Annotated in this window: 22 protein-coding genes and 1 tRNA gene; 17 read left to right on the forward strand and 6 right to left on the reverse strand. The window is 41.8% G+C overall.

Translation table 11 applies throughout. The annotated features are described in order from the left end of the window. Nucleotides 1-104: 104 nt before the first annotated feature. The 6 genes from AC0J5Y_RS11670 to gluQRS all read left to right on the forward strand — a co-directional run bounded on the left by AC0J5Y_RS11670 (nucleotide 105) and on the right by gluQRS (nucleotide 5801). Nucleotides 105-632 (forward strand): Fur family transcriptional regulator, encoded by a 528-nt coding sequence (locus AC0J5Y_RS11670; RefSeq protein ID WP_475130836.1) that lies wholly within the window; start codon nucleotides 105-107, stop codon nucleotides 630-632. A 104-nt stretch (nucleotides 633-736) separates the two neighbouring features. Continuing rightward, entirely contained in the window at nucleotides 737-1528 is a 792-nt protein-coding gene (locus tag AC0J5Y_RS11675; protein ID WP_475130837.1) for a metal ABC transporter ATP-binding protein, read from the forward strand. Between the two features lie 74 nt (nucleotides 1529-1602). Continuing rightward, nucleotides 1603-2436, forward strand: a complete 834-nt coding sequence (locus AC0J5Y_RS11680) for a metal ABC transporter permease (protein WP_475130838.1) — start codon at nucleotides 1603-1605, stop codon at nucleotides 2434-2436. 308 nt (nucleotides 2437-2744) lie between these two features. After that, nucleotides 2745-3584, forward strand: a complete 840-nt coding sequence (locus tag AC0J5Y_RS11685) for a metallophosphoesterase (RefSeq protein WP_475130840.1) — start codon at nucleotides 2745-2747, stop codon at nucleotides 3582-3584. 523 nt (nucleotides 3585-4107) lie between these two features. Then, on the forward strand, nucleotides 4108-4548 hold the full coding sequence (gene dksA, locus AC0J5Y_RS11690) for an RNA polymerase-binding protein DksA (RefSeq protein ID WP_011514645.1): 441 nt from the start codon (nucleotides 4108-4110) through the stop codon (nucleotides 4546-4548). A 263-nt stretch (nucleotides 4549-4811) separates the two neighbouring features. Continuing rightward, complete coding sequence (gene gluQRS, locus AC0J5Y_RS11695; protein ID WP_475130841.1) at nucleotides 4812-5801, forward strand: tRNA glutamyl-Q(34) synthetase GluQRS; 990 nt, start codon at nucleotides 4812-4814, stop codon at nucleotides 5799-5801. Nucleotides 5802-5858: 57 nt separating this feature from the next. Here gluQRS and AC0J5Y_RS11700 read toward each other — a convergent pair whose 3' ends face one another. Next, entirely contained in the window at nucleotides 5859-6983 is a 1125-nt protein-coding gene (locus tag AC0J5Y_RS11700; RefSeq protein ID WP_475130842.1) for an FtsW/RodA/SpoVE family cell cycle protein, read from the reverse strand. A gap of 441 nt (nucleotides 6984-7424) precedes the next feature. Then, nucleotides 7425-8840, reverse strand: coding sequence for a UDP-N-acetylmuramoyl-L-alanine--D-glutamate ligase (gene murD, locus AC0J5Y_RS11705; RefSeq protein WP_475130843.1), 1416 nt, complete (start codon nucleotides 8838-8840; stop codon nucleotides 7425-7427). A gap of 521 nt (nucleotides 8841-9361) precedes the next feature. On the opposite strand from murD, the gene AC0J5Y_RS11710 reads away from it, so the two are divergent. The 4 genes from AC0J5Y_RS11710 (at nucleotide 9362) to AC0J5Y_RS11725 (ending at nucleotide 13978) form a co-directional block, all read left to right on the forward strand. Next, nucleotides 9362-10861, forward strand: coding sequence for a SulP family inorganic anion transporter (locus AC0J5Y_RS11710; RefSeq protein ID WP_475130844.1), 1500 nt, complete (start codon nucleotides 9362-9364; stop codon nucleotides 10859-10861). Between the two features lie 145 nt (nucleotides 10862-11006). Continuing rightward, complete coding sequence (locus tag AC0J5Y_RS11715) at nucleotides 11007-11861, forward strand: universal stress protein (protein ID WP_475130845.1); 855 nt, start codon at nucleotides 11007-11009, stop codon at nucleotides 11859-11861. A 438-nt stretch (nucleotides 11862-12299) separates the two neighbouring features. Next, a complete protein-coding gene (locus AC0J5Y_RS11720; protein WP_011514651.1) occupies nucleotides 12300-12638 on the forward strand; it encodes a P-II family nitrogen regulator in 339 nt (112 codons plus the stop codon). A 77-nt stretch (nucleotides 12639-12715) separates the two neighbouring features. Continuing rightward, the gene (locus AC0J5Y_RS11725) at nucleotides 12716-13978 is read left to right on the forward strand and encodes an ammonium transporter (RefSeq protein ID WP_475130846.1); all 1263 of its coding nucleotides are present in this window, start codon (nucleotides 12716-12718) and stop codon (nucleotides 13976-13978) included. Nucleotides 13979-14243: 265 nt separating this feature from the next. Here the strand turns inward: AC0J5Y_RS11725 and AC0J5Y_RS11730 are convergent, their stop codons facing one another. The 3 genes from AC0J5Y_RS11730 to AC0J5Y_RS11740 all read right to left on the reverse strand — a co-directional run bounded on the left by AC0J5Y_RS11730 (nucleotide 14244) and on the right by AC0J5Y_RS11740 (nucleotide 16090). Continuing rightward, nucleotides 14244-14627 (reverse strand): DUF2147 domain-containing protein, encoded by a 384-nt coding sequence (locus AC0J5Y_RS11730; RefSeq protein WP_475130847.1) that lies wholly within the window; start codon nucleotides 14625-14627, stop codon nucleotides 14244-14246. Between the two features lie 271 nt (nucleotides 14628-14898). Beyond that, nucleotides 14899-15162, reverse strand: a complete 264-nt coding sequence (locus AC0J5Y_RS11735; RefSeq protein ID WP_475130848.1) for a hypothetical protein — start codon at nucleotides 15160-15162, stop codon at nucleotides 14899-14901. 76 nt (nucleotides 15163-15238) lie between these two features. After that, entirely contained in the window at nucleotides 15239-16090 is an 852-nt protein-coding gene (locus AC0J5Y_RS11740; RefSeq protein ID WP_475130849.1) for a DNA/RNA non-specific endonuclease, read from the reverse strand. Nucleotides 16091-16355: 265 nt separating this feature from the next. On the opposite strand from AC0J5Y_RS11740, the gene AC0J5Y_RS11745 reads away from it, so the two are divergent. Continuing rightward, nucleotides 16356-16446 (forward strand) — tRNA-Ser (locus AC0J5Y_RS11745). A gap of 283 nt (nucleotides 16447-16729) precedes the next feature. Beyond that, the gene (locus tag AC0J5Y_RS11750) at nucleotides 16730-18088 is read left to right on the forward strand and encodes a tyrosine-type recombinase/integrase (protein WP_475130850.1); all 1359 of its coding nucleotides are present in this window, start codon (nucleotides 16730-16732) and stop codon (nucleotides 18086-18088) included. On the opposite strand, the gene AC0J5Y_RS11755 is transcribed toward AC0J5Y_RS11750, so the two are convergent. Beyond that, nucleotides 18085-19005 (reverse strand): hypothetical protein, encoded by a 921-nt coding sequence (locus AC0J5Y_RS11755; RefSeq protein WP_475130851.1) that lies wholly within the window; start codon nucleotides 19003-19005, stop codon nucleotides 18085-18087. The genes AC0J5Y_RS11750 and AC0J5Y_RS11755 overlap by 4 nt on opposite strands. 429 nt (nucleotides 19006-19434) lie before the next feature. Here AC0J5Y_RS11755 and AC0J5Y_RS11760 point away from each other — a divergent pair, with 429 nt between their 5' ends. From AC0J5Y_RS11760 to AC0J5Y_RS11780, 5 genes are all read left to right on the forward strand, one after another. Beyond that, nucleotides 19435-20346 (forward strand): YagK/YfjJ domain-containing protein, encoded by a 912-nt coding sequence (locus tag AC0J5Y_RS11760; protein WP_475130852.1) that lies wholly within the window; start codon nucleotides 19435-19437, stop codon nucleotides 20344-20346. A gap of 166 nt (nucleotides 20347-20512) precedes the next feature. Further along, the gene (locus AC0J5Y_RS11765) at nucleotides 20513-20800 is read left to right on the forward strand and encodes a hypothetical protein (RefSeq protein ID WP_475130853.1); all 288 of its coding nucleotides are present in this window, start codon (nucleotides 20513-20515) and stop codon (nucleotides 20798-20800) included. 69 nt (nucleotides 20801-20869) lie between these two features. Continuing rightward, on the forward strand, nucleotides 20870-21865 hold the full coding sequence (locus tag AC0J5Y_RS11770; protein WP_475130854.1) for a DUF932 domain-containing protein: 996 nt from the start codon (nucleotides 20870-20872) through the stop codon (nucleotides 21863-21865). A 231-nt stretch (nucleotides 21866-22096) separates the two neighbouring features. After that, nucleotides 22097-23131, forward strand: a complete 1035-nt coding sequence (locus tag AC0J5Y_RS11775; protein WP_475132165.1) for a YqaJ viral recombinase family nuclease — start codon at nucleotides 22097-22099, stop codon at nucleotides 23129-23131. Nucleotides 23132-23265: 134 nt separating this feature from the next. Further along, on the forward strand, nucleotides 23266-24177 hold the full coding sequence (locus AC0J5Y_RS11780; protein WP_475130855.1) for a recombination directionality factor: 912 nt from the start codon (nucleotides 23266-23268) through the stop codon (nucleotides 24175-24177). Nucleotides 24178-24283: the final 106 nt, after the last annotated feature.

Below are 24283 nucleotides of genomic sequence, written 5' to 3' on the forward strand. Positions count from 1 at the left end.
ACCAGATAGCTTAAGACAGCTTATCTGCTTTTCGTTTTATTATGTTATACTATAACAATAAAAAATATAATAAAACAGCCATTTTATTTTTAGGAGTCTGCACCATGTCTAGCCACTCATCAGTTTGTGAACATCTGCATGATGCGCAGGACTTTACGCCGCACGATGTGATAGAACGTTTGGCCGAGGCCAAAGATCAATGCCGTCTAAATGGCTCACGCTTTACATCCTTGCGTCAGCAAATATATCAACTGGTTTTAGAAGCCAATAGGCCGATTGGTGCTTATGACTTGATTACTCTGTTACAGCAAAAACGCTCGCCCACCACAGACAATCACACCAATGACTCGATGCAAAAAAACGTCGCGCCGCCAACGGTCTATCGAAGTTTGGAGTTTTTGTTGGCAGAGGGCCTGATTCATCAGCTGACCTCCATCAATGCGTATGTTGCTTGCTGCCATCCAAGAGCGCATCATACGGCCGCCTTTTTAATCTGCGAACAATGCAAGCGGGTGCAAGAGTGCAGCAGCCTACCTGTGCAAGAGATGATGAACTTTGCTGAGCAAGACGTAGGCTTTACGGTGGCACGCAGTGTTATTGAATTGAGTGGGCGTTGCCAAGTTTGCCAGTAGCACACATTTACCGGTATTAGTAAATTAAGCACTGATAAAGATATGTTCACTGCTACTGATGGTTCGTCCGTACTACCCTTTTATCTATTATTAGTTGTCATCTTATGAGCCTCTCTACCCTATCCCATAATCAGCCACTGCCTTCTATTGCTGACAATACTACTGCGAGCGATATACGCCCGCTGCTGAGCTTAACCAATATCAGCTACTATGTTGGCCAGCAACGTATTCTCTCAAATATCGATATTGACCTTGCTATCAATGAGACAGTAAGCGTTATTGGTCCTAATGGTGCTGGCAAGTCGACACTGGTTAAGCTTATTTTAGGCTTGATTGAACCGAAAGCTGGACAGATAACACCATACCAGAATTTACAGATAGGCTATGTGCCGCAGCGATTTTCTGTGCCACCAATACTACCATTACGCGTCAGCGACTTGTTAGCGCAAGCACATAAAAAACGCCTAACGCCTGAGCAGCGGCAGTTTATATTTGATAAATTATCATTGACCCATCTACTATCACGGCAAATGCTGCATCTATCGGGCGGTGAAACCCAACGGGTATTATTGGCACGGGCGTTATTAGATAAACCCAATTTATTGATTTTAGATGAACCGATGCAGGGGCTTGATCCTGATACTGAGGTTTGGTTGTATCAGTTTATCGATGAACTACCGGATTTTTTACGCTGCGCCATGCTAGTGGTATCTCATGATCTGCACTGGGTTATGAAAGGCAGTCGACGCGTGATTTGTTTGAATAAGCATATCTGTTGTGAAGGACGGCCAAGCGAGCTTGCCATCAGCAGTGAGTTTCAGAAACTATTCGGTCATCATTATGAGCAGCCATATGTCCATAAGCCACATGCCTGCGAGCATCACGCACCCAGTTAAATACAATAACAACCAACTTGCTTAAAGAAAAAAGTGCCTGACACCCTTTTTATAAAAATTTATGGATATGTATTATGACCACTTGGTTAGCCATTATTGCGCCTGCTTGGATTGCCGGTAGTATTTTAGCATTGCTTTCAGCACCTTTAGGATGCTTGGTCTTGTGGCGACGTATGGCTTTTTTCGCGGATGCGCTGGCACATGGCACATTACTCGGTGTGGCACTGGCAGTATGGTGGCAGCTGCCCATAGGCATTGGTATTGCATTGATCAGTGTGATGGTGGTAGTAGGACTGGTATTGATTGATGATGAGCGCTTACCAGCCGATGCAGTACTAGCAGTGGTTGCCGTATCCTTACTGTGTCTAGGGCTATTAACCTTAACCCAGCTAACCGATCAGCAAGCAAATGTATTAGGGTTCTTGTTTGGTAACTTGCTTGAGCTTGATTGGGCAGATTTACCCTTAATTGCTGGTAGCGTATTGGTCGGTTTGGCATTGCTTATTTACATATGGCCTGCCCAAATTAAATTGGCAACCCATGAAGCTTTGGCACGTATACAAGGCATTAACCCTACTCGCCAACGTCTGTTTTTTATGGGCGTATTAGCAGGGTTTTGTGCCATCGCTTTGCAAGCTGTTGGCAGCTTATTGATCAGCGGCTTATTAGTATTGCCAGCTCTTACTGCCCGCCTGTGGTCAGCGTCACCAAAACAGATGGTGATTATCGCCCTATTTACAGCCCAACTTGGTGTGACACTCGGTGTATGGGGCAGTATTTGGCTTGATATCCAAACTGGACTCTCTATCGTCTTGGTCTTAGCCAGTTTGTTCTTTACTGCTTTAATCATCTCAAAGCTGACCACATCAAGATCCATATTGGCAAAGTTTTGGTCGCCACGCCGTTAGAAGGTAGGCCATTTGCCATAACACACTATAGCCATTAGTAATGCTCTCAAATACCTCTTTCCCTTGCACAACTTTATTTCATTAAAATTGCTAAAGCTTTCATACGTTTAATGTTGTAAAATTTCACTAATGCTATCAATATGATAGTTAATAGGCTTTACGCAAGAGGGAACACTATTCTTATCAGCAGTCAAAAATGCCCTCTATAAAAACGACATCGAAAAATCAGGTGAGCTAGCATGTTACATTTAATTATCCGAATATCCTAAAAGTGTTCATTGTTAGTCTTCGATAAGGGGCAAAATCTAATGCCAAGCTATCCTGTGAGTGCCGTCAGCACGCCAGACGGACAGGTGAATGTATTACAAATCACTGATTTGCATCTATCATCACATGTGCCGGCTTCTGCTGATGAAACCAGTAGTGAAGTCGCTGTTTGCCAATATAGTTTTGAGGCAATTATCAAGCAAGCATTGAGCAAAGAGATACGCTGTGATTTAATTATTGTAACAGGCGATTTGGTCAATAAAGTAGAGCCTGCTATTTATGACCATATTTTTACAGTATTGAAGGAGACAGGCATTCCCTTTGCTTGTATTGCTGGCAATCATGACGTGACTGATGAGATGGGTGAGGACTTACCTTTTTACCAACGGACGCTGATTGCGAGGGCTTCTGACCCACGTCTGCTTAGCCGTCATTTGATTGAGTCTGAGCATTGGCAGCTGCTTTTACTAGACTCATCGATTACTGGCAAAGTAGAAGGCGAGATTACGGGGACCGACATTGATTGGGTAATTGAGCAGCTAGCATCTTGTGCTAAGCCCGCGCTCATCGCGCTCCATCATCATGTATTGCCCGTAGATTCCGAATGGATTGATAGCCATATGGCAGAGAATGCAAAAGAGTTCTGGCAGCATATAACCCCTTTTGAAAATCTTAGCGTTATTATCAATGGACATACCCATCAAGAGCAAACACGCCATCATCAAGGTGTTACTGTGTATAGCACTCCTTCTACCTGCTATCAATTTAAGCCGTTTGAAGACAATTTTGCCTACGATAAAAATATGCGCCCAGGGTATCGTTGGTTGCAATTAGCCAACAATGGAGAGGTTGCAAGCTGGGTTGAAAGACTAGATACTTGACGACCAGTTTTATTGACTAGAGTTGATTACTTGTTTGGCTATAATGGTGCTTTGAGCCTGTTAGCTATGTTGCTCTCTGATTTTGCTTGATTCGTCATAGAATGGCTGGCACAGTATAGGTTGATGTCAATATAACTAATTGCATTTTTGTCTTGAGAGCCATGTTTTGAAGACAGCATTACAAACGATAAATAGTGCTAGAAATGACAACAGTTTAATATATCATTAGGTAATATTATAATAGCTAGGATGGCTACCTCGACCATAATTTAAGTGTACATAGTCAGTGATTTATTATTTTATTTAGATATAACCATTTAAATAAAAATATTTATGACAATATACTTGACCATTGATACGTCATTATCAGCATATTGAGACAAACATTTTTATCAGATCAGCTGTGTTACTAAGTGGTAAAACGTTTTATAAAGGGAAAATTTATAGCGTTTGGTAAATTGATAACGTCTGGTCTTTTGACAGCACGTTTTATTGAATTAATTTGAAAAAGTAGGATACCCATATGAGCACCCTGACCACGAATCCAAGTGATGTTAAGTTTACGCCTTATGCACCTGCCAAAGACGAAGAGTATATGTCTGATGAGCAGTTGGCACATTTTAAGGCAATGTTGTTAGACTGGAAGCATCAGCTTATCGGTGAAGCGGATCGCACCAAGACTTATATTCAAGATGAGTCGAGCGCTATGCCAGACATCAATGATCGCGCTACTCAAGAAGAAGAGTTTGCGCTGACTTTGCGTACGCGTGACCGCGAACGTAAGCTTATTCGCAAAATCGACAAGTCTATCTCAGAAATAGAAAATGATGATTACGGTTTTTGTGAAACCTGTGGCGTAGAGATTGGTTTGCGTCGTCTTGAAGCACGCCCAACAGCAACTCAGTGTATTGATTGCAAAACATTGTCTGAGATTAAAGAACGCCAAAACCAAGGTCATACCTAAAAGCGCTTAGGTTTGCTACATACAAGATATAGTGAACTGAAGCGGTTTTGATCAAGTATGACAATAAGGACGAGCGACTATTGATTGGTCGCTCTTTGCGTTTTATAAATAGGCTTTATGCAGGTTGACGAGTCACCAAAAAAATGAGCGTATTCGTTAAATATCTTTTTATAAGTGTATTGTTTATTCTATTTATCTCTCCAGTCATTTTACAATAACTGTCTATGTGGAAAACGTCTACCCCGTCTGAGTCAGAGAAAACCATGCCAACCAATATTGAATTGACGCAGCCTATCGGCCGTTTTGCGCCTTCACCCACAGGTGAGCTGCATCTAGGTTCGTTAACGACCGCGCTTGCCAGCTTTTGTCATATCAAATCACTCGGTGGCAAATGGTTATTACGTATCGAAGATACGGACACCGAACGTTGTGACAGACAGTTTACCGAGCAAATTTTGATAGATTTAGAGACGCTTGGGCTCAACTGGGATGGCGATGTTATTTTTCAATCTGAGCGCATTGATATTTATAATGATTATGTCTCTTCAGTATTGAGTCCTCTGACTTATGGCTGTCAGTGCTCACGTAAGCGTTTAGAGCATTATTGGACACAGCAAGAGCAGCAAATAGCGCTTAATGATGTAAAATTATCCACTGACTTATGTATTAACGATGATCGAAAAGTAGATAGCGATATACAACCTAATAGGCAACGTTATCCACGCTTTTGTATTGAGGAGGATTTAAGTCCTACACAACATAAACTGCGTATACAGCTGCCAGATTATTGTATTGGATTCAACGATGGTATTCAGGGCATACAATGGGACAATCCGCAGCAAACTTTAGGGGACATGGTGGCTCGACGCCAAGATGGCATGATTAATTATATTTTGGCAGCAAGTCTTGACGATGGACTACAGCAAGTCACCCATATCATGCGTGGTTTGGACATCTTACCGATGACGACTGCTCAAATCAGCATCATGCAAGCAGCACGTTTACCGACGATCAGTCATTGGTATCATCTGCCTTTGATATGCAATTCAGATGGTCAAAAACTCTCCAAGCAAAATCTTGCGCAGCCTATCGATACCCGTCATCCAAGTAAATTACTTGCGTATGCGTTAAAGCTATTAGGGCAGTTACCAGTCGAGCATGACTCGCCAGAGCGTATGCTAAATCAAGCAATTTCTCAATGGGATAACACGCCATTACAAGGTAGGCAGTCTTTAAATATGCCTGCTACATAATAAAACTACGTAATAAAAAAGCGCCGCTACTAGCGCCGCTTTGATGAATAAAACCATTTAATAATAACGACACTGGCTTTTTTCAATCTCAGGACTTTCTTTATAAATCTTTAGTAGTACTGCCACCATCACTAAGCTAATCAGCATTGATGAGCCACCATAACTAAAGAAAGGCATTGTCAAACCTTTAGTCGGAATTGCACCCATATTCATTGCAGCATTAATAATGGTCTGTGCAATAAACACGACCGCAATGCCAAAAGCAGTATAGCTCATGCGCATCTGCCGACGCTTTAGAGCGGTATAACTAATACGCATGGCACTACCGATAATCAGCGCTTCAAGTATTAGAATCATCGTCACCCCAACAAAACCTAACTCTTCACCTGTAATGGCTAATAAAAAATCGGTATGCGCTTCCGGCAAATGCGACAGCTTTTGCACGCTTTCACCATAACCAACGCCGGTAAACTGTCCACGACCAAAGGCGATTAAACTGCGTGCCAACTGATAATCCGTATCTTGCACATCATCAAATGGGTCTAGAAAAGACATCACCCGTACCAATCGGTACTGTACCGTCGCAACCATTAATACTGCGCCGCCGACAGCGACCGCACCCAAGGCTATAAACTGTTTGTAAGGAGCACCAGCGATATAAAAAATCGCAAAGACCATGCCGATAATAACCACAAAGGAGCCAAAATCTGGCTGCGCCAATAATAGGAAGGTTATCATCCCAACCACCAACGCAATCCTTAAAAAGCCATCCCAACCATTACGAACTTCGAATGAGCGCCGTACAACAAAATCTGAGACAAATATAATCATTACAAGCTTTGCAAGTTCTGCTACTTGGAAGTTAAATCCCGCTAAGGTTAACCAACGCTTCGAGCCGTTAATGGGCGTGCTAAATAAGGTAGCAAATAGCAAGGCTCCTGTAATGGCTAAGAGTATAAATTGGGTTTCGGTCTTATATAAGGTCTTTAAGGACACAACACGGTAAGAAACCGCTGCGATAGCCAGTCCAATGCCCATATATAGAAGCTGATTATAAAAAAACTTTAGCTCTGTCATGCCGCGGCTGAGCGCAAAAGGAATAGACGCCGAAGCCACCATTAATAGGCTCATAACCAACATACAGCCAACGCTAGATAATAAAATCGCACGCGCAGATGGCATAGACAAGACGCCATCAGAACCCTTAGGTTGTCGAGATTGAAAAGAAGAACGAAAGAAAGAAGAGAGCGCCATAATTTTATATACACTAGCAAACGAAAAAACACGGCGTTTATTCAACGCCACCGTTTAAAAATTAAAAAGAGATATTGGTAAATAGATTTGACTAAAAAGTTACGCATAAGCAACACAGTGTCGATTAGAAAACCTTCAATTAATACTCATCAAAGTATTCACTGTCTCTGCTACAGTCTGTAATTCCTGACCGTAATGCTTGTCTTTGACAGTAGCAGCAATTTATAAGCAAAACAATCATTTATCCAGAAAATGCTTGTCGTGTTTACGATTATAAAGCGCATGTCACATAATATTGTAACAAGGTGCTTTACAAGACTGAATAGGGCGATATAGATGCTTAGGTTTCGCTATTCATGATAGAAACCTCTAAGACACAACATCTAGCTGGTTAACGAGCTGGCTAAAGCGCTCGCCGCGCGCGACAAACCCATCAAACTGATCGAAGCTTGCACAAGCAGGTGACAATAACACTGCCTGTACTTGCGACAAACTACTTGCTGTTACTTGCTCAATCGTCGCAAAAGCATTTTCTAATGTCTGACATTGATGCAGACTGACCTCATCGCTGAGACCCGCTGCGCGTAAATGTTGCTCAATTTGCTTACCGTCTTCACCAATAAACAGCACTTGACTCACATATTGATTGATAAAGGGTGAAAGCTCACCAAACTGCTGACCTTTACCTTGACCGCCCAATATTAATAGCAGCTTACCGTCTTTTGGCGCATATACTGCACCTAAACCTTCAACAGCCGCCATAGTGGAGCCAATATTAGTGCCTTTAGAGTCATTAAAATAATCAATGCCAGCAACTGTAGAAACATATTGGCAGCGATGCTCAAGCCCTGCAAACTGCTGCAAGGTGTTTAGCATACTCTCAAGTGGCAAACCAGCAAGCTCACCCAATGCCAATGCTGCTTGAGCATTAAGCAGGTTATGACGCCCTTTTATCTTGAGTTTGTCTGCCGATATTAGACGCTCTGTGCCGCGTGCTAAGTAAGTCTGTCCGGCAGTATCTGTAATAAGTCCATATTGTCCTTTATTAGGCGCATGAATACCTGTACTTAATCGCGGTAGACTGTCTGACACCAGTGGCCGAGTCAACGCATCTTCACGATTAATTACTACAGATTTGGCGCCTTGAAAGATACGGTGTTTGGCTTGGTGATAGCCGAGCATATCGCCATGACGGTCTAAATGATCAGGAGACATATTGAGGACTGTTGCAACCTGTGCTCCTAAGTTGGTGACCGCTTCTAGCTGAAAACTAGACAATTCTATGACCGCTAGCTCCATCTCTGTATTACTCAGAAGATTTAGCGCTGGCACACCAATATTACCGCCTACGCCAACATTGATACCTGCATCTGCCGCCATTTGTCCGACCAGTGTCGTGACTGTACTCTTAGCATTTGAGCCAGTAATCGCAACGATTGGTACCGTACAAGCCTCACAAAACAGCTGAATATCGCTGACGACTGGAATATTTGCCGCACGCGCTGCTGCAATGGTAACATGATCTAAAGAGATACCAGGGCTGATAATGATGCGTGCCGCTTGTTGTAATAATTCTGCATCTATCGCGCCAAACTGCCTGATATCAATATTAACAGGTAGCTTGTCTGCTAACGCAGGATTTTCCTGATTGTCAGTGACAGCAACTTGGTAGCCTTGCTCGGCCAAATAATGCGCGACCGATAACCCCGACTGCCCCAAACCGACCACGACTTGTAAACCACTGCCTTTATGAAGTAAGGTTTCTGTTGCGGTGCTAGCGGTCATGGCTTTTCCTTTTATGAAACGAATAAATAAACGAACAAAATGATATCAAGAAAACAGACAATCAATGTAATGCACATATCGCCTGAACCATTCGATTAAAATGAATAGCATGATAACGGTATCAACCATATTTCGGTACTGATTTTTCAATACTTTATACAATGAGACGGCGGTTTTTATATTGAGTGGCTAATGCTATAATAGCGACCTTAGTAAAAGCGACTATATTGATGACAACTTCAACCTATTGTTTTAGTTTAGCATGTTGTGATGTTTATCATATGACTGTCGCCTCTTATTGGCAATGTTTCATATTATGCTAATAGTATGACAGGTATGTTCTCCCTTATTTTTCATCATACGTATTTTTATAATTTTTCTGACAATTCATCTGTTTTCTTCTACCGCAGACCATGATTGCGGACACAATTTTATCATTCTAGAAATGCTCATCACAATGCAATCATTCTATCAATGAGTAATGATTGCTTTTTTTGTCTCCAACCATATGCAGTTTACTTATGACATCTTTTTTTGGTAATTTACGTGAAGAGTGGTTTTCCAATATTCGTGGCGATACCTTATCAGGTTTGGTTGTTGCTCTGGCACTGATTCCAGAAGCCATTGCCTTTTCTATCATCGCCGGTGTCGACCCAAAAGTTGGTTTATACGCCTCATTTTGCATCGCAGTAGTCATCAGTTTTGTTGGTGGACGCCCGGGTATGATTTCGGCAGCTACGGGAGCCATGGCACTGGTTATGGTTGATTTGGTCGCCGATCACGGTCTGCAATACTTGCTTGCTGCAACCTTATTGTGCGGTGGTATTCAAATCGTAATGGGTATCTTAAAACTCGGTAATCTGATGCGTTTTGTGTCGCGCTCAGTGGTCATTGGCTTTGTCAATGCGTTGGCGATTTTGATCTTTGTGGCTCAGCTGCCCGAGCTTAATCCTGCCACTGAACGCGTCGGCATGACGGTTTATATAATGACTGCTACAGGTTTGGCGATTATCTATTTGTTTCCCCTCATTCCTAAAATTGGTCGCGTTATTCCATCGCCACTGATTTGTATTGTAGGTTTGACAGCTGTTGCCATGTATATGAATCTTGATATTCGTAACGTCGGTAGCATGGGTGACTTGCCAGATTCATTACCAATGTTTTTGCTTCCTGATATTCCCCTAAACTTGACTACCTTGCTTATTATTGCGCCTTACTCGATTGCACTTGCCATCGTAGGTCTGTTGGAATCTATGATGACAGCAACCATTGTCGATGAGCTGACCGATACGCCAAGTAATAAAAACCGCGAATGCCGTGGTCAAGGTATCGCTAACGTGGTCTCAGGGTTCTTTGGGGGTATGGCTGGGTGTGCAATGATTGGGCAGTCAATGATTAACGTAAAATCTGGTGGGCGTACCCGCTTATCATCGCTCATCGCTGGTGTCGTACTACTGATTATGGTAGTGTTTTTAAGTGATTGGGTCAGCTTGATACCGATGGCGGCGCTGGTAGCTGTGATGATTATGGTATCTATTGGTACTTTTAACTGGCAGTCTATTCGTGAATTTAAGACCCATCCTATGTCATTTAATATCGTCATGCTAGCAACGGTTTTGACTACCGTTTTTACTCACAATTTAGCATATGGCGTTGGTGTTGGCGTACTATTATCTGCCCTAGCCTTTGCCAATAAGATTGGTCAATTCTTAACCATATTTAGCGAATATGATGACAGTAGCAATACGCGTTATTATTACGTTCAAGGACAAGTGTTCTTTGCATCTACCACGCAGTTTTTGCAAAGCTTTGATACCAAAGAGGCATTAGATAACGTTCATATTGATGTTAGCCAAGCGCATTTTTGGGATGTCAGCGCAGTAGACACCTTAGACAAGTTGGTGATACGTTTGCAACGCGAAGGTATTGAGGTAAAAGTCGTTGGATTGAACAGTGCCAGCCGTACCCTTATCGATCGTTTTTCGACTCATGATCGCCGAGACATTGGCTTATTAGATTAGAACTGTATGTGTGTTATCAAGCTGATATAAACGATTGGTTTATTGATCAGTAATTATATTGGTATATAAATCAGGTTGAGCAGTTGAGCGCCATATCTCGACTGCCCAGCTTGCATTTAAGTTATTGAAATGATGTGATGCCTCTATGAGTAATTTGAAGCCAGATAGCGTGATTGCCTGCTTAGACTGTCCAGACCATGTGCAAGCTGTATTGGAAGCAAGCATATGGGCGTCTATCCGCTTGCAAGCCCCGATTGGACTGCTGTATTCAGTGCCAAGCCTACAGCAAAAGGCAGCCGTTGATTATTCAGGCTGCCTCAATATTGATGATGAAAATACCTTACTAGATCAATTCACTACAAAAGAGCACTTGAGTAATTGTGAGCTAAAAGCGCAAGGTAAGCTGCTTTTACATCAAGCCAGCAGCTATTGCGAGCAGCAACGTCATAAAATCAAGACTTATACGCTGTATCGGCATGAAAAGCTCGATGACAGTATTAATTATATCGATGACCAAGCCCAAATTATCGTGATTGGTCATCATGTCACTTGTAAATCCACTCTAAGCCAGCTTATCCGCTCAAGTCACTGCCCCATTTTGGTGACTCATGCACCATTTTTGCCCCCTATCAGTGCTTTATTTGCATTTGATAATAGCCCCACTTCCCATAAAATGCTCAATTGGCTATGTAAAACTTCTCTCGTGCGTGCCTTACTAATCCACGTCGTCATGGTTGGTAAAGAAAATTCTGAAAACTGCGATGCGCTACGTGAAGCTTATGCGCGCCTGAAACAGGCTGGTATTAAATGCAAAAAAGCCTTGCTCGACTGCCGCGATGTCACTTCAGCTTTAAACTACTACCAACGCGATAACGATATTGGTCTACTGATGACTGGTGCCTTTGCCCAGCCGCGCTTGATTGAGCTATTAAAAGGCAGTGACACCAAAAAGCTACTAGGCAGTACAACTACCCCGTATCTCCTGTTTCCAAAGGCTTAAAGGTAAACTATTAATTTAACCCCCTTCACACTAAGGCTAAATAATTATCGATAGAAGTGCCAATCTTCATATTGACCATTATTTAGCCTTTGTCTTTTACCGCTGTTTTTATATCCTGCAATCATTTAGCAAATCATCACAGGAAATAAAAACATATCCTCCCCAAGCGCTTAAAAAGTTGGTTATAATAAAGTTTGTATTCATGTAACGTTACAGGTTAATTAGCTGTTTATACAGTGTAAAACGAGGATTATGTTTGCTGTATAAACGCCATTTTTGTCATTGTGCTAATGGTTTTGAGTAAATGCGCCTTATTTTATCCTCCCCCTTGAGTAAGTTTGGCACAATTCTTGAATCATTTAATATAAGCATGATCATAATATGTTGTATCAAATGGCATCTATTGACCTGCGACATCACCCATATAAGGATTTTTTTATGAAGCTAATCACTGCGATCTTAAAACCGTTTAAGCTCGATGATGTGCGTGAAGCGCTTTCTGACATTGGTGTAAAAGGCGTTACCGTCACTGAAGTCAAAGGTTTCGGTCGTCAAAAAGGTCATACTGAGCTCTATCGCGGCGCCGAGTACGTGGTGGATTTTTTGCCTAAAGTAAAAGTAGAAGTGGCGGTAATGGATGAGATGGTTGAGCCAGCTATTGAAGCTATCACGCGTATCGCTAGTACCGGTAAAATCGGAGACGGTAAGATATTTGTGACCAATCTCGAGCAAGTCATTCGTATTCGTACAGGTGAGACAGGTCCCGACGCTATCTAAACGTAAGACTTACCTATAAATATCTCTTTATAGGTCATATCGATCTCTGTATTGCATATATTCAAGGGGGAATTAACATGCAAAATCAAATCTTTGAGCTCCAGTACGCGCTAGATACATTTTACTTTTTAATGTGTGGTGCGCTTGTCATGTGGATGGCTGCGGGCTTCACAATGTTAGAGGCAGGGCTGGTTCGCTCAAAAAATACCGTCGAAATCCTAACCAAAAACATCGCGCTCTTTGCTACTGCTTGTACCATGTACATGATATGCGGTTATGCGATTATGTATGGCGGTGATTTATTTTTGAGTGGTATTGCAGGCAATGAGACATTAGTAGATGACGCGTTGGCCGCTTCTGCTGAAAATGGCTTCGGCGGTGATTCTGTTTATTCTGCTGCATCTGATTTTTTCTTCCAAGTCGTGTTTGTCGCAACCTGTATGTCTATCGTATCTGGGGCTGTGGCTGAGCGCATGAAGCTATGGTCGTTTTTACTCTTTGCTGTGGTCATGACTGGGGTGATTTATCCACTAGAAGGCAGCTGGACTTGGGGCGGCAAAGATGTTTTTGGCTTATATAGTCTAGGCGACTTGGGTTTCTCTGATTTTGCAGGCTCTGGCATTGTACATATGGCAGGTGCGGCGGCGGCGTTATCAGGTGTACTACTGCTAGGAGCGCGCCTCGGTAAATACGGCGCTAAAGGCGAGATACGTGCCATTCCTGGTGCAAACTTACCATTGGCAGCGCTTGGTACCTTAATCTTATGGATGGGCTGGTTTGGCTTTAACGGTGGTTCAGTATTAAAGCTTGGTGATATCGCTAGCGCCAATTCCGTTGCTATCGTATTTTTGAATACCAATGCCGCCGCTGCTGGTGGAGCGATTGGTGCGTTGCTCATCGCACGCCTTATATTTGGTAAAGCCGATTTAACCATGCTCTTAAATGGTGCACTTGCTGGATTGGTTGCCATCACGGCAGAACCTTCTACACCATCTGCATTGCAAGCGACGCTGTTTGGCTTAATCGCTGGTGTTATCGTGGTGCTCTCTATTCTGGCATTAGACAAAATAAAAATAGATGATCCAGTTGGAGCGATTTCAGTTCATGGTGTGGTTGGTCTGTTCGGGCTACTTATCGTACCGATTACCAATCCAGCAGCATCGTTCGTAGGACAGATTGCTGGTGCTGCTACTATTTTTGTTTGGGTATTCGTGGCAAGCTTAATCGTTTGGGCAATTATCAAAGCTGTTATTGGTCTACGTCTATCTGAAGAAGATGAATATGAAGGGGCTGATCTTGCCGAATGTGGTATGGAAGCATATCCAGAGTTCGGTAGATAAGAACAGCGAGCCTTGTAATCCATTTCAAATAAAGCAGAACCATTATATTTCAATGCGGAACTGGTATAAATGTCTCTGGCTTGCTGTGCTTTCGCAGACAGAGACTGCTAAAAATTCATTCCAATTCCGCTGACTCGTTTTTATACTAAGCTCAATATCGTTAAAGTAGATCCATTAAAAATCCCGCAGAACCTTTCGGTAATGCGGGATTTTTTTATCCTTTACTAATACTTAGCTTAATAAAGGAAATTACATTAGCGTAAACTTATTTCTTTTTCCACGTTTGGCTACGTGAGAATGGCCCTAAATGACCTTTTAAATCAAGATTGCTACCCTTCAAGTTAGCAGTCAATTTATAAGTTTTGTTCTTTTCAGGGTCAGTAATCTTGCCACCACTGTATTTACCATTACCATCAGCTTTTAGTCCAGAGATAATCGTCATACCAACGTGCTTCTGACCTTTCTCTGATACGGTGCTGATAAGCTTACCAGTCAACACGCCATTTGACTCGGTGATTTTAACCACGCCTTTTGGCTTGCCTTCGTCATAAGTCTGCCAAGTAGTATTGGCTAATGGATCAGCAGCGAATGCCATGCTTGCTAAACTGATACCAGCAATTGCTAATGTAGTTTTTGCGAATAGTTTCATAAATAGACTCCCTTCATTCAATGGTTATTAGAAACGATATGTTTCTATGTCCTAAGCTAATCCTTTGCCAACAATTTTTTATTACAGCGCAGTGGTACTATATTTAATTTTCACTTATTAGTACAGGAAATACCAAATGACCAATTTACGCTTTATAAAAAATCTGGACCGCATAAGCGTTGTCTTGACTCATTATAAGCAATTTTAAGAATTTGCCTAGTAATTTTTTTATAGTTTATTATTTCTATAAAATCAAAACTATATCAATAAGTTACAAGAAAGGATTGTCTATAATTTTGCCCGATTGGTCATCTTTTTCTTTTGACTTAGCCTCATCATTAATATAGAGACTTTTACTTTCGAAGGCGCTTAAAATTTTACCGCTAAGCTCATGCAGCTGTTTTGCCTGCTCATATCCAGTGTCATTTAAGACCAGATTAATGTCCCCATAAATAATAATTTTATCTTTTTGATTTTCAACCACCAGCTCACCAATTTGCATGCTTTGGTGGTTATTAGCAAACGGATCAATCATTTAATCCCCCTTTTTTCATAAGTAGCATATTACAGGATGTATCAGAATCGCTCAGTTTTAACAAGATTTAAACGATTTATGTTTGCAATTGTGCCATGAGCCATTCAAAAATTGCTACTACGAATAGTATCCAAGCAGGCTCTTCTACCTCTGTGGTTGGTAGATCTATCGCTTCACCAGCCTTTAGCGGTAAATCTAGAGCTTGTACTTTAGTCTTTGCATCAAGTACCGGCAAGACGTCAATACCAATTTTAGACGTCAATTCGTCAATACTAATAATTTCTATACGCTCAGATTCGTCGTTTGGCGCATAGTAAACACCTGCTTGATTGATCGCTGGGATATAAACGGCTTTAAAGAAATGACTGGGCACCAGTACCCGCCCTGCTAGTTGCTTAGCTTTTTTATCAGTAAATGCAACCCCTGTGACAGTATAGACTTCACCATATTGCTGCGTTAAATAGCGAGTCGCCGATTCAATATTGCGCCAGATATAGCGATTATTACGTGGTGATTGCGGTGCTATATTAGCCAGGCTAAAGCTATCATACTGCTGACTTCGATTGGCCATATTTCCATTAGGTGCTAAATGTCCGCGGTCATAACCTGAGCCTGAATAGTCAGAGAGCTTCGCACGCATGGACTGTGGCAATCGGCTTTCTTCATGAAAACTGTCTTCACGGTCGATTTGTTTGGCCTGCTGTAAACGCTTACGATCCAGATATTCTGCTGACCATAATGGCGTACGTGATATACCAGAATACATGACAGCAAAACCGTCCATACATAGTGCTTGGGTATTATTACTGAGCTTCGTATTGCTGAATTCAGGATAGACACCGCCATAAAATGATTGGCTGCATTGTGTGAAATCATCAGCATGTGCCGCTGATATGCTCAGAATAGTAGCGGTTACCACCATTATCATGGTATTTTTCAGATTAAATCTATGTTTAAAAATACTTCTCATGCAACTTTCACCCATTTATGCTTAACGTTAGGTATGCTCCATCCTAGCAGGCGTCTAAGAATAAAGAAAGATACTGCGGACACCGTGACATTTTAAATGCTATCCGCTATACTAGGTCCTGCAAAAATCAGTGCCTGTATATCATATACAGTATCTAAAAGCTTAAAGTCCGAATCAGATTGTCAACAGTCTGTGCAGTATTTAGGTGAGTATGACTCAAAACGGTGAAGTGGGTGAGTGGCTGAAACCGCACGCCTGGAAAGTGTGTATACGTTAATCGCGTATCGAGGGTTCGAATCCCTCCTTCACCGCCAATCTTATAAAATCCTAGTTTTCCTATCTTGTCCCACCCTATCCCAAATACCCTTTAAGCCCTTTATAAATAACGCGTCTAGCGTTTTTTTTATGTCTACTATTTTCCTAAGCTATCCTAACATAACCCACCTATCCCGTGACTTGTGTTGGTCTATTCGTTGGTCTATTATTCATATACACCTAAATTAGACCAACATTCGACCTATTTTTATACGCCTTAGACCAACATAATCGTCTTAACGCTTTAAACATATAGCTCGTAGGTATAGGGGATAGACCAACATGTTAAGTGATAGCAAAATACGTAAGCTTAAACCAACTGATAAATGCACCCCTTCTCGTCCAGATAAATATAGCGATCAGCAAGGTCTACAGTTACTGGTACGCAACTCAGGCACGCGAACGTGGGTAAGTGCATATCGCTTCGACGGTAAGCAGCAGAAGACTACTTTAGGTACATACCCGCAGATGAGCTTAGCAGAAGCGAGAGTAGCTAACTCTGATATTAAGACTTTAGTAGCTAATGGAGTTAATCCAAAAAATAAAAAGCGTCAAGACAAGCTTGCGAATGAGCAAGCTAAAATGTTCAATGAGTATGCGCTTGAATGGCTAGAAGAACGTGAACGCAACGTGAAACCTCGCACTTATCAGCAAGACTACAATCGAATGCACAAAGATGTTTTACCTAGTTTTAAAGGTATCGCTTTAAAAGATGTGACATTCGAAGATTGTAAGTCGATGGCAGATAGCATTGAAGCTAGGGCCGAAAAAGGAACACCGCCACGAGAAGTAACCAGACGCACTATTGATCTCGTTGGCAATATTCTAAAAAGAGCTAAGAGAGAGCGGTTAATCGAAGTAAATCACACTGAAGGGTTAAAAGCGCTATATCCGAAAGCGAAAACTAAGCACATGAAACATGTTGAGCTTAGCGAATTACCTAAGCTCTTACAAGACATTGAAAGCTACCATGGTCATGACCAAACTCGATTGGGCATGAAATTTTTAGCCTATTCATTCTGTCGTACTATCGAGCTACGTATGATGAAATGGAATCATATCGACTTCCCTAACCGTTTATGGCGTGTCGATATTGATAACCTTAAGAGCGGGCGTAAGCATGTTGTTCCTTTGTCAGACCAAATGCTAGCAGTGTTAGAAGAGATGAGACCAATCACAGGCCAATACGAATACGTGTTCTATCATACTGGCATGCACCAGCCTTATAGCGAAGAGTTCATTAATAATGCGTTAGACATCCTTGGCTATGCTGGCAAGCAAACTGGGCACGGATTTCGACATATTGCCTCAACTAATCTAAACGAGCTGGGCTATATGGGCGACGCCATCGAAAAGCAGATGGCACATGATAAGAAAAGCAGTATCCGCGCAGTTTATAACCACGCGCAACATTTAGATGAGCGCCGAAAAATAATGCAAGTCTGGGCAGACTTTTTAGACCTGCTCAGAGACAAAGGTGAGGTTGTGGACTTCCAGACAGCACGTCAGCAGATTGAGCAGTCATTGGCAAGTAAGCAACCTGACTCATTACAAAATGCTGATAAGCAAGCTCTGGTGAAAGCGTTGCTGGCTCAAGGGATCACAGTAGATGAGCTGCAAGGTTATATCGCTCAGCATTAGTATAAGTCCTTACCATCAACATCTAGATAATTTAAATCGTAAAACCGATTGATCAATATATCAAGCATGGCTGTCTCTGACAGTCCTTGTACCTGCGCCATCTTCGCTAGTCTGCCTTCTGTCTTTTTTGTTAGTGGCAGATGATAAGGTTTTTTTGTTTTTCCAGCATCTCGGTACTTCTGCTGGCTCCAAGCCCGTTTCATTTTATCAATAACGAGTTCTTTATTCGGACTCATTTTATATATATAACTACTATTAATTGTTCTAGTATATTGGGGGCAGTCAATAAGATCTAGAGACGCCAATATTATAGATCTAAATTCCATTTCTGAAAGGCTATCATCATTTATATTTACTATTAATTTTTTTTCATTTAAATAATTATTAGTCCAAACTAATTGATCCTCTCCATTCTTTAACCATTTAGTATAATTACCTTTTAAAACAATACCTTTAAATGCCAATAATATATTATCTAAAATTTTTATATTATTCCCTACTGTGTCACCTTCTTTCACTTTATCAAAGAAAGAATAAATATCCTTCATCATTTTGTTAATTTTAATATTTTCTACAGTGTAGCTATATTCAGAAATGAGCACATTTAAAAAAAATATCTGAGCTCTCAAACTACCTTCAAGAAGAAAGAAGTGTTCTTCAGGGACTAGAACGTAGGACATTTTTAAAATAGCGTCATGGATAACGTTTTTAAAGTTATCAATTCTTGCCAACTGGTTTATGAGCTCTTCATGTATATTAGTTGACCCCATACTCATAAAAGAAACGTTTATTTTTTTGGTTAAATAGGCTTGTAACCAAGCCACCTCTCTTTCCGATAAACATCTGATGTTTTCGTCAAAGTACTTCTTATTCTCATGTATTACATTTGATACATGACTTACATTGTTATTCGACATTATCCCACCTTTTTTTATTTTATCACGCGTGATATTTTCATTAATAAATAGTAATAATATTGTAGGTTTAAAGTGCTATTTAAGCAATATTTTAGTGATATTTTCATATAAAATATTCACCTTAAGTCTTCTATTTCAATGCTCCAACCCCTAGATTAGTCTAATTATTACTATAATCTGAGTTCTCAGGTAACTATCCCTTATCATACTCTCAGTTTATTGAGGAAAATATGAAGTAATTTTTAAGCAGACTATGTGTTTATGCTAGAGATATATGGATTTTACTGAGATGCAATAGGTTGGTATTAGAGTATCAATATCAATATACTAGTAAGTACTACTGAGCTAAGAGTTACTCTCTTAGCTATCTGCATTATAAAATTATGAATGTACGTAACCCTATGCACCAATAAATTTATAGGGAAAATAATGTCACATTCAACTTATAACCAATCCAAACTTACCAACGATGTTGATAAACTGGTCAAAAACGTATTATTTAAAAATCTTAGAGGTAAACGCTTTCAAGATCAAATGAACAAGTTATATCGTCCATTTATGTTTATGTATTACTCTCAAGACGCTTTGACTTACTCACAAGACTCTGTGAATTACTCACAAGCTATTAACGCATTTATGAACAGCACTATTACTTTAATTGGTACTTCGTATCCTTGTGATGTTATTTGGGACTATGAGAGAAGTCAAAAACTCATTACAAAGTTATTAGAGTATAAAGATAGTATTATGAGAGAGCGTTATGATTGGCGTTACCAAGAATCTCGAAATCAAAAAGGTTTGGAGTGTTACTTTAAAAACCTGATTGAAAATAAATCAAGAGTATTAGTTGTTTTTATTGAGCTGAAGTATTTGAAAAACCAACGCCATCATCTGACTATTCACGATTTTTATAATCATATGAAAAAACTCAGAAAACTCATCAGCAAGAAAAACGCTTGTTTTAAACACCTAACTGGTTATGCATGGGCATTAGAGCAAGGCTATAAATATGGCGGTTTCCACTGCCATTTAGTCTTAACTTATGATAATTCAAAAAGATATTCCGACTGGCATATCGCTAAAATGATAGGTGAGAAGTGGCAAGAAGTCACAGAGGGCATCGGTACTTATCATAGTTCTCACGACACTGAGACCAAGCATAGTTTTGAAAAAAACGGAAAGTTAGGTGTTGGTAGAATACATCGTGATAATCCTCAGGAGATACAGAACGCTTTTACTGTAGCAAGGTATTTAACAAAGTCTGATAAATACGATCAAAAGCTCAAAGTGTGGTTGCCTAAGATGCAAACATTTGGACATGGTGAATTTAAGGAAAAATAGAGAATAAATACTTTGGCTTGACTAAATACCAAAATAATTTCAGATATACAGTATCGCCATGTGATGAGATAAGGAGCCATTGTTGTCTTATCCGTCTATCCCTCAACGTCTAATCAAGGTCTGCTTTATAGCAGGCCTTTTTATGCGCCACTATCAAGGAGATATTATGAAACCTATCTGTCCCAATTGTCATTCAGCACACGTTATAGAGAATACTGATACCAGTATGCAAAGCATGACAGAGCATCTGTGCTCACCCAAACTCTTAGTCAGTCTTGGTGTGAGCGTCTGCAAGTATTACAAGATTAATCCGATGATCGGGATGGTTGCAGGTGGCGCTATTGCCACCGTGATCAATCTGGCACAACAACGGCTGATGCAGCCGCCATTACTCAGAGCGACCATCCTGCCGCGCTATCTATGCAGTACCTGTCAGCATACCTTTAGCGTCTGACGTCTTCATTTATTTACTTATTCAATTATCAAACCACTTATTTTATCGAACCATAAAGGAGCAATACTCATGGCACACTTAATAGAAAGCATGGCATACGTCGGCGAAACACCATGGCACGGCTTGGGTAACGAGCTATCCCCCAAACAGCCTATTGAGGTCTGGGCACGCGAGGCTGGGATGGATTGGCGTATTGAGTCATCAGACGTCAGCTACATGGCAACCAATGATAAAGGTCAAAACCTGATCATGCCTTATGACAATAACAAGGTGCTGTACCGCTCAGACACGCTTGAGCCGTTATCAGTAGTGAGTCAGCGCTACCAAGAAGTCCAGCCCAGTGAGATTTTAGAGTTTTATCGTGATCTGACTGAACAAGCAGACTTTGAGCTTGAGACCGCAGGAGTGCTTAAAGAAGGACGTAAGTTCTGGGCACTCGCCCGTACGGGACAATCAGCAACGCTACGCGGCGGTGACGTCAGTCATGGCTACTTGTTACTTGCAACCGCGTGTGATGGTACGCTTGCCACCACAGCGCAGTTCACCAATATTCGCGTGGTGTGTAATAACACCTTAGCGATCAGCCTCGCTAATGGCAGTGGCGGTGTGGTGAAAGTACCGCATAGCACCACCTTTGATGCCGAAAAGGTCAAACGTCAACTGGGCGTATCCGTCAGCCAGTGGGATGACTTCAATTATGAGATGAAACAGTTAACCAATAGGCGCGTGACACAAGCAGAAGCGGCCAACTACTTAAATCGTGTGTTTAACGATGTCAAAGACGATGGCTTGATTCTGTTTAATACGGCGAAGAAAGAAAAGGATGCGGTTCCTAATGCAAAAGCCATGAATCAAGTCATGTCCATGTTTAATGGCCAAGGTCGCGGTGCTGATTTGGCTTCAGCTAAGGACACGGCTTATGGATTATTGAATGCGATGACAGAATTTGTTGATCATGAACGCCGTGCCATGTCGCAAGATCATCGTTTGGACTCAGCATGGTTTGGCGCAGGCGCTAAACTCAAAGATAAAAGCCTCGATGAAGCGCTACGCTTAATCGCCTAGCTACTCTATCTAACGACTTAACCACGCCTTTGCGCGTGGTTTTTTTATGCCGTCAATTAAGCAAGTCACATGCGCATATCGCTAAGAATAAATCTATTAAAGGAGTTCACCATGAACCTGATCGCAGTAAACAACACAACCACGACTCAGCTAAAACCCAAACGTTCAGTCATGACAGGTAAAGCGTCTCGAAATGCTAAACCTAAAACCAAGGCCAAATTAGCAGAAGTCATGCTAAAGCAAAATAAAACGGTTGATAAACCCGTCCAAGCCAATACATTAACCACGCCTAAGCGTTTGATCAACACCAAGCATCTAGGCCGTGAAGACTGGCTACAAGTACGAAAGCAAGGTATTGGCAGCTCTGATGCTGCCGCTGCTTGTGGTATTCATCCGTACCTATCCATGCTTGAGCTATGGATGATCAAAACAGGACGCATGAGCTCAAACATTGATGCCAGTAGTAATAACGGCATTGAAGGGTATTCACCGCTGTATTGGGGCAATACGCTTGAGCCCATGGTGGCGAAATACTACCAAGAGCATACAGGCAATAAGGTACGGCGCGTCAATGCCATCTTGCAGCATCCTGATCCTGACAAACACTTTATGTTGGCCAATTTAGATTATGCCATTACAGGCAATGATGAGGTGCAGATTTTAGAATGTAAGACCGCTGGCGAACACGGTACGAAATTATGGAGAGATGGCGTACCGTTATACGTCACCTGCCAAGTTCAGCATCAATTGGCGGTGACTGGCAAACAAGCTGCGCATATTTGCGTGCTGCTATGTGGTCATGAAGCCAAGATTTATAAGGTTGAGCGTGATGAACGTTTAATCGAATCTATCATCGAACATGAGCGTCTGTTCTGGGAGTATGTGGAAACCGACACGCCGCCAACCCCTGATCATTCTGAATCGGCCGCGCGGGCATTAAAGCGGCTTTATCCAACCGCTAAGCCATCAAGCAAAATCGATTTGCGCGAAGACGCTGGCGCTAACAAGTTGTTTGAGCAACTCTTAAGCTACCGCGCATCTATGGAAGATATCGAGCAGCGTCATGATCAAGTGAAGCATCAGCTGCAAACGCTCATTGCTGATAATGAGGTAGCAGTATTTTCTAGTGGAGCTATATCTTGGAAGCGTTCTAAAGACAGTATTGGTCTCGATAGCAAGGCTGTTATCAAAGCACATCCTGAATTGCTCGCGCAGTTTAGTAAAACAAAGCAAGGCAGCAGACGTTTTGTCATTCTTAATGACTAAGCCATCAGTCACTTAATCATCAACGCAGCAATCAACGATTCAAAGCGAATCAATCAAGCACATAAAGCCCACCTATCACAGGTGGGCTTTTTTATGGCCAAACACAATTTATTAAACACATAAGGAATATCACCATGATTAAAGGTCTCACTATCACTCCACCAGTCCTAGGCCGCATCAGCATTGGCCGTGTCATTGAAAAAGATGGCAAACGTCTGCCTGCCAAAGACGATCAATTCACTATCACCAGCCAAATCCAGAATAAAGACGGCTGGATCAATCATCCACTTGATGCAAAGCTACGCGAAAAGAATGACGGTAAGCTGAGACAAATACCCGTACGTATGCTGTTTAATGATCCTGAGCTAAACCTACGTGCTGAATATACGCTGTTCGACAGGCAGACTGGTCGGCCACTATGCGTGGGTGACGGTGAACATTGTCAGCGTCGAACGAGTAACGGTGTCGAGCAGCTTACTTGCCCGTCGCCAGATCGCTGCCCACTGGCGCAAGGCGGTGCTTGTAAACCATACGGCCGCCTCTACGTGAATCTAAGTGAGGACGATGAGCTTGGCACGTTTATCTTTCGTACGACTGGCTTTAATAGTATTCGCACTTTAGCCGCACGTCTTAGCTACTTTGCAGCGGTATCTGGCAACAAGCTGTCGTGTTTACCACTGCAACTCACCTTACGAGGTAAAAGCACCACCCAAAGCTATCGTACGCCGATCTACTTTGTGGATTTGACGCTACGTGATGGCACTACGCTTAAACAAGCGGTACAGGATGCACAGGCAATTGATAAGGAGCTTAGCGAACACGGCTTTGACCAAGCGGCATTAGAGGCAGCTGCCAAACAAGGCTATGTAAACTCATGCTTTGAGATTGATAGCGATGGTCTGCTTGATGTGGCTGAAGAGTTTTATCCAATGGAGACAGAGAATGTGAGTAGTACTCAGCAGGGAAACTATCAAAATGGGTTAGCCACTCAGAACATGACCAGCATCGAGCAAGGACTGCGGAAAAGCGTGACAGCGGTGAGTTAAAGCAATTGCACGGATATGCGACATAAAAAAGAGCTGAATGATTCAGCTCTTTTTTTATTGTCTAAGTTAAGACTAACGGCCGGACGGTATGGAATGCCGTAAAAAA

This window comes from Psychrobacter sp. TS_SC_6, from assembly GCF_056156305.1.

Excerpts from the sequence above, each read along its gene's own strand:
- AC0J5Y_RS11670 (WP_475130836.1), top strand. The coding sequence starts at position 105 with ATGTCTAGCCACTCATCAGTTTGTGAACATCTGCATGATGCGCAGGAC.
- AC0J5Y_RS11675 (WP_475130837.1), top strand. The coding sequence starts at position 737 with ATGAGCCTCTCTACCCTATCCCATAATCAGCCACTGCCTTCTATTGCT.
- AC0J5Y_RS11680 (WP_475130838.1), top strand. The coding sequence starts at position 1,603 with ATGACCACTTGGTTAGCCATTATTGCGCCTGCTTGGATTGCCGGTAGT.
- AC0J5Y_RS11685 (WP_475130840.1), top strand. The coding sequence starts at position 2,745 with ATGCCAAGCTATCCTGTGAGTGCCGTCAGCACGCCAGACGGACAGGTG.
- dksA (WP_011514645.1), top strand. The coding sequence starts at position 4,108 with ATGAGCACCCTGACCACGAATCCAAGTGATGTTAAGTTTACGCCTTAT.
- gluQRS (WP_475130841.1), top strand. The coding sequence starts at position 4,812 with ATGCCAACCAATATTGAATTGACGCAGCCTATCGGCCGTTTTGCGCCT.
- AC0J5Y_RS11700 (WP_475130842.1), bottom strand. The coding sequence starts at position 6,983 with ATGCCATCTGCGCGTGCGATTTTATTATCTAGCGTTGGCTGTATGTTG.
- murD (WP_475130843.1), bottom strand. The coding sequence starts at position 8,840 with ATGACCGCTAGCACCGCAACAGAAACCTTACTTCATAAAGGCAGTGGT.
- AC0J5Y_RS11710 (WP_475130844.1), top strand. The coding sequence starts at position 9,362 with ATGACATCTTTTTTTGGTAATTTACGTGAAGAGTGGTTTTCCAATATT.
- AC0J5Y_RS11715 (WP_475130845.1), top strand. The coding sequence starts at position 11,007 with ATGAGTAATTTGAAGCCAGATAGCGTGATTGCCTGCTTAGACTGTCCA.
- AC0J5Y_RS11720 (WP_011514651.1), top strand. The coding sequence starts at position 12,300 with ATGAAGCTAATCACTGCGATCTTAAAACCGTTTAAGCTCGATGATGTG.
- AC0J5Y_RS11725 (WP_475130846.1), top strand. The coding sequence starts at position 12,716 with ATGCAAAATCAAATCTTTGAGCTCCAGTACGCGCTAGATACATTTTAC.
- AC0J5Y_RS11730 (WP_475130847.1), bottom strand. The coding sequence starts at position 14,627 with ATGAAACTATTCGCAAAAACTACATTAGCAATTGCTGGTATCAGTTTA.
- AC0J5Y_RS11735 (WP_475130848.1), bottom strand. The coding sequence starts at position 15,162 with ATGATTGATCCGTTTGCTAATAACCACCAAAGCATGCAAATTGGTGAG.
- AC0J5Y_RS11740 (WP_475130849.1), bottom strand. The coding sequence starts at position 16,090 with ATGATAATGGTGGTAACCGCTACTATTCTGAGCATATCAGCGGCACAT.
- AC0J5Y_RS11750 (WP_475130850.1), top strand. The coding sequence starts at position 16,730 with ATGTTAAGTGATAGCAAAATACGTAAGCTTAAACCAACTGATAAATGC.
- AC0J5Y_RS11755 (WP_475130851.1), bottom strand. The coding sequence starts at position 19,005 with ATGTCGAATAACAATGTAAGTCATGTATCAAATGTAATACATGAGAAT.
- AC0J5Y_RS11760 (WP_475130852.1), top strand. The coding sequence starts at position 19,435 with ATGTCACATTCAACTTATAACCAATCCAAACTTACCAACGATGTTGAT.
- AC0J5Y_RS11765 (WP_475130853.1), top strand. The coding sequence starts at position 20,513 with ATGAAACCTATCTGTCCCAATTGTCATTCAGCACACGTTATAGAGAAT.
- AC0J5Y_RS11770 (WP_475130854.1), top strand. The coding sequence starts at position 20,870 with ATGGCACACTTAATAGAAAGCATGGCATACGTCGGCGAAACACCATGG.
- AC0J5Y_RS11775 (WP_475132165.1), top strand. The coding sequence starts at position 22,097 with ATGCTAAAGCAAAATAAAACGGTTGATAAACCCGTCCAAGCCAATACA.
- AC0J5Y_RS11780 (WP_475130855.1), top strand. The coding sequence starts at position 23,266 with ATGATTAAAGGTCTCACTATCACTCCACCAGTCCTAGGCCGCATCAGC.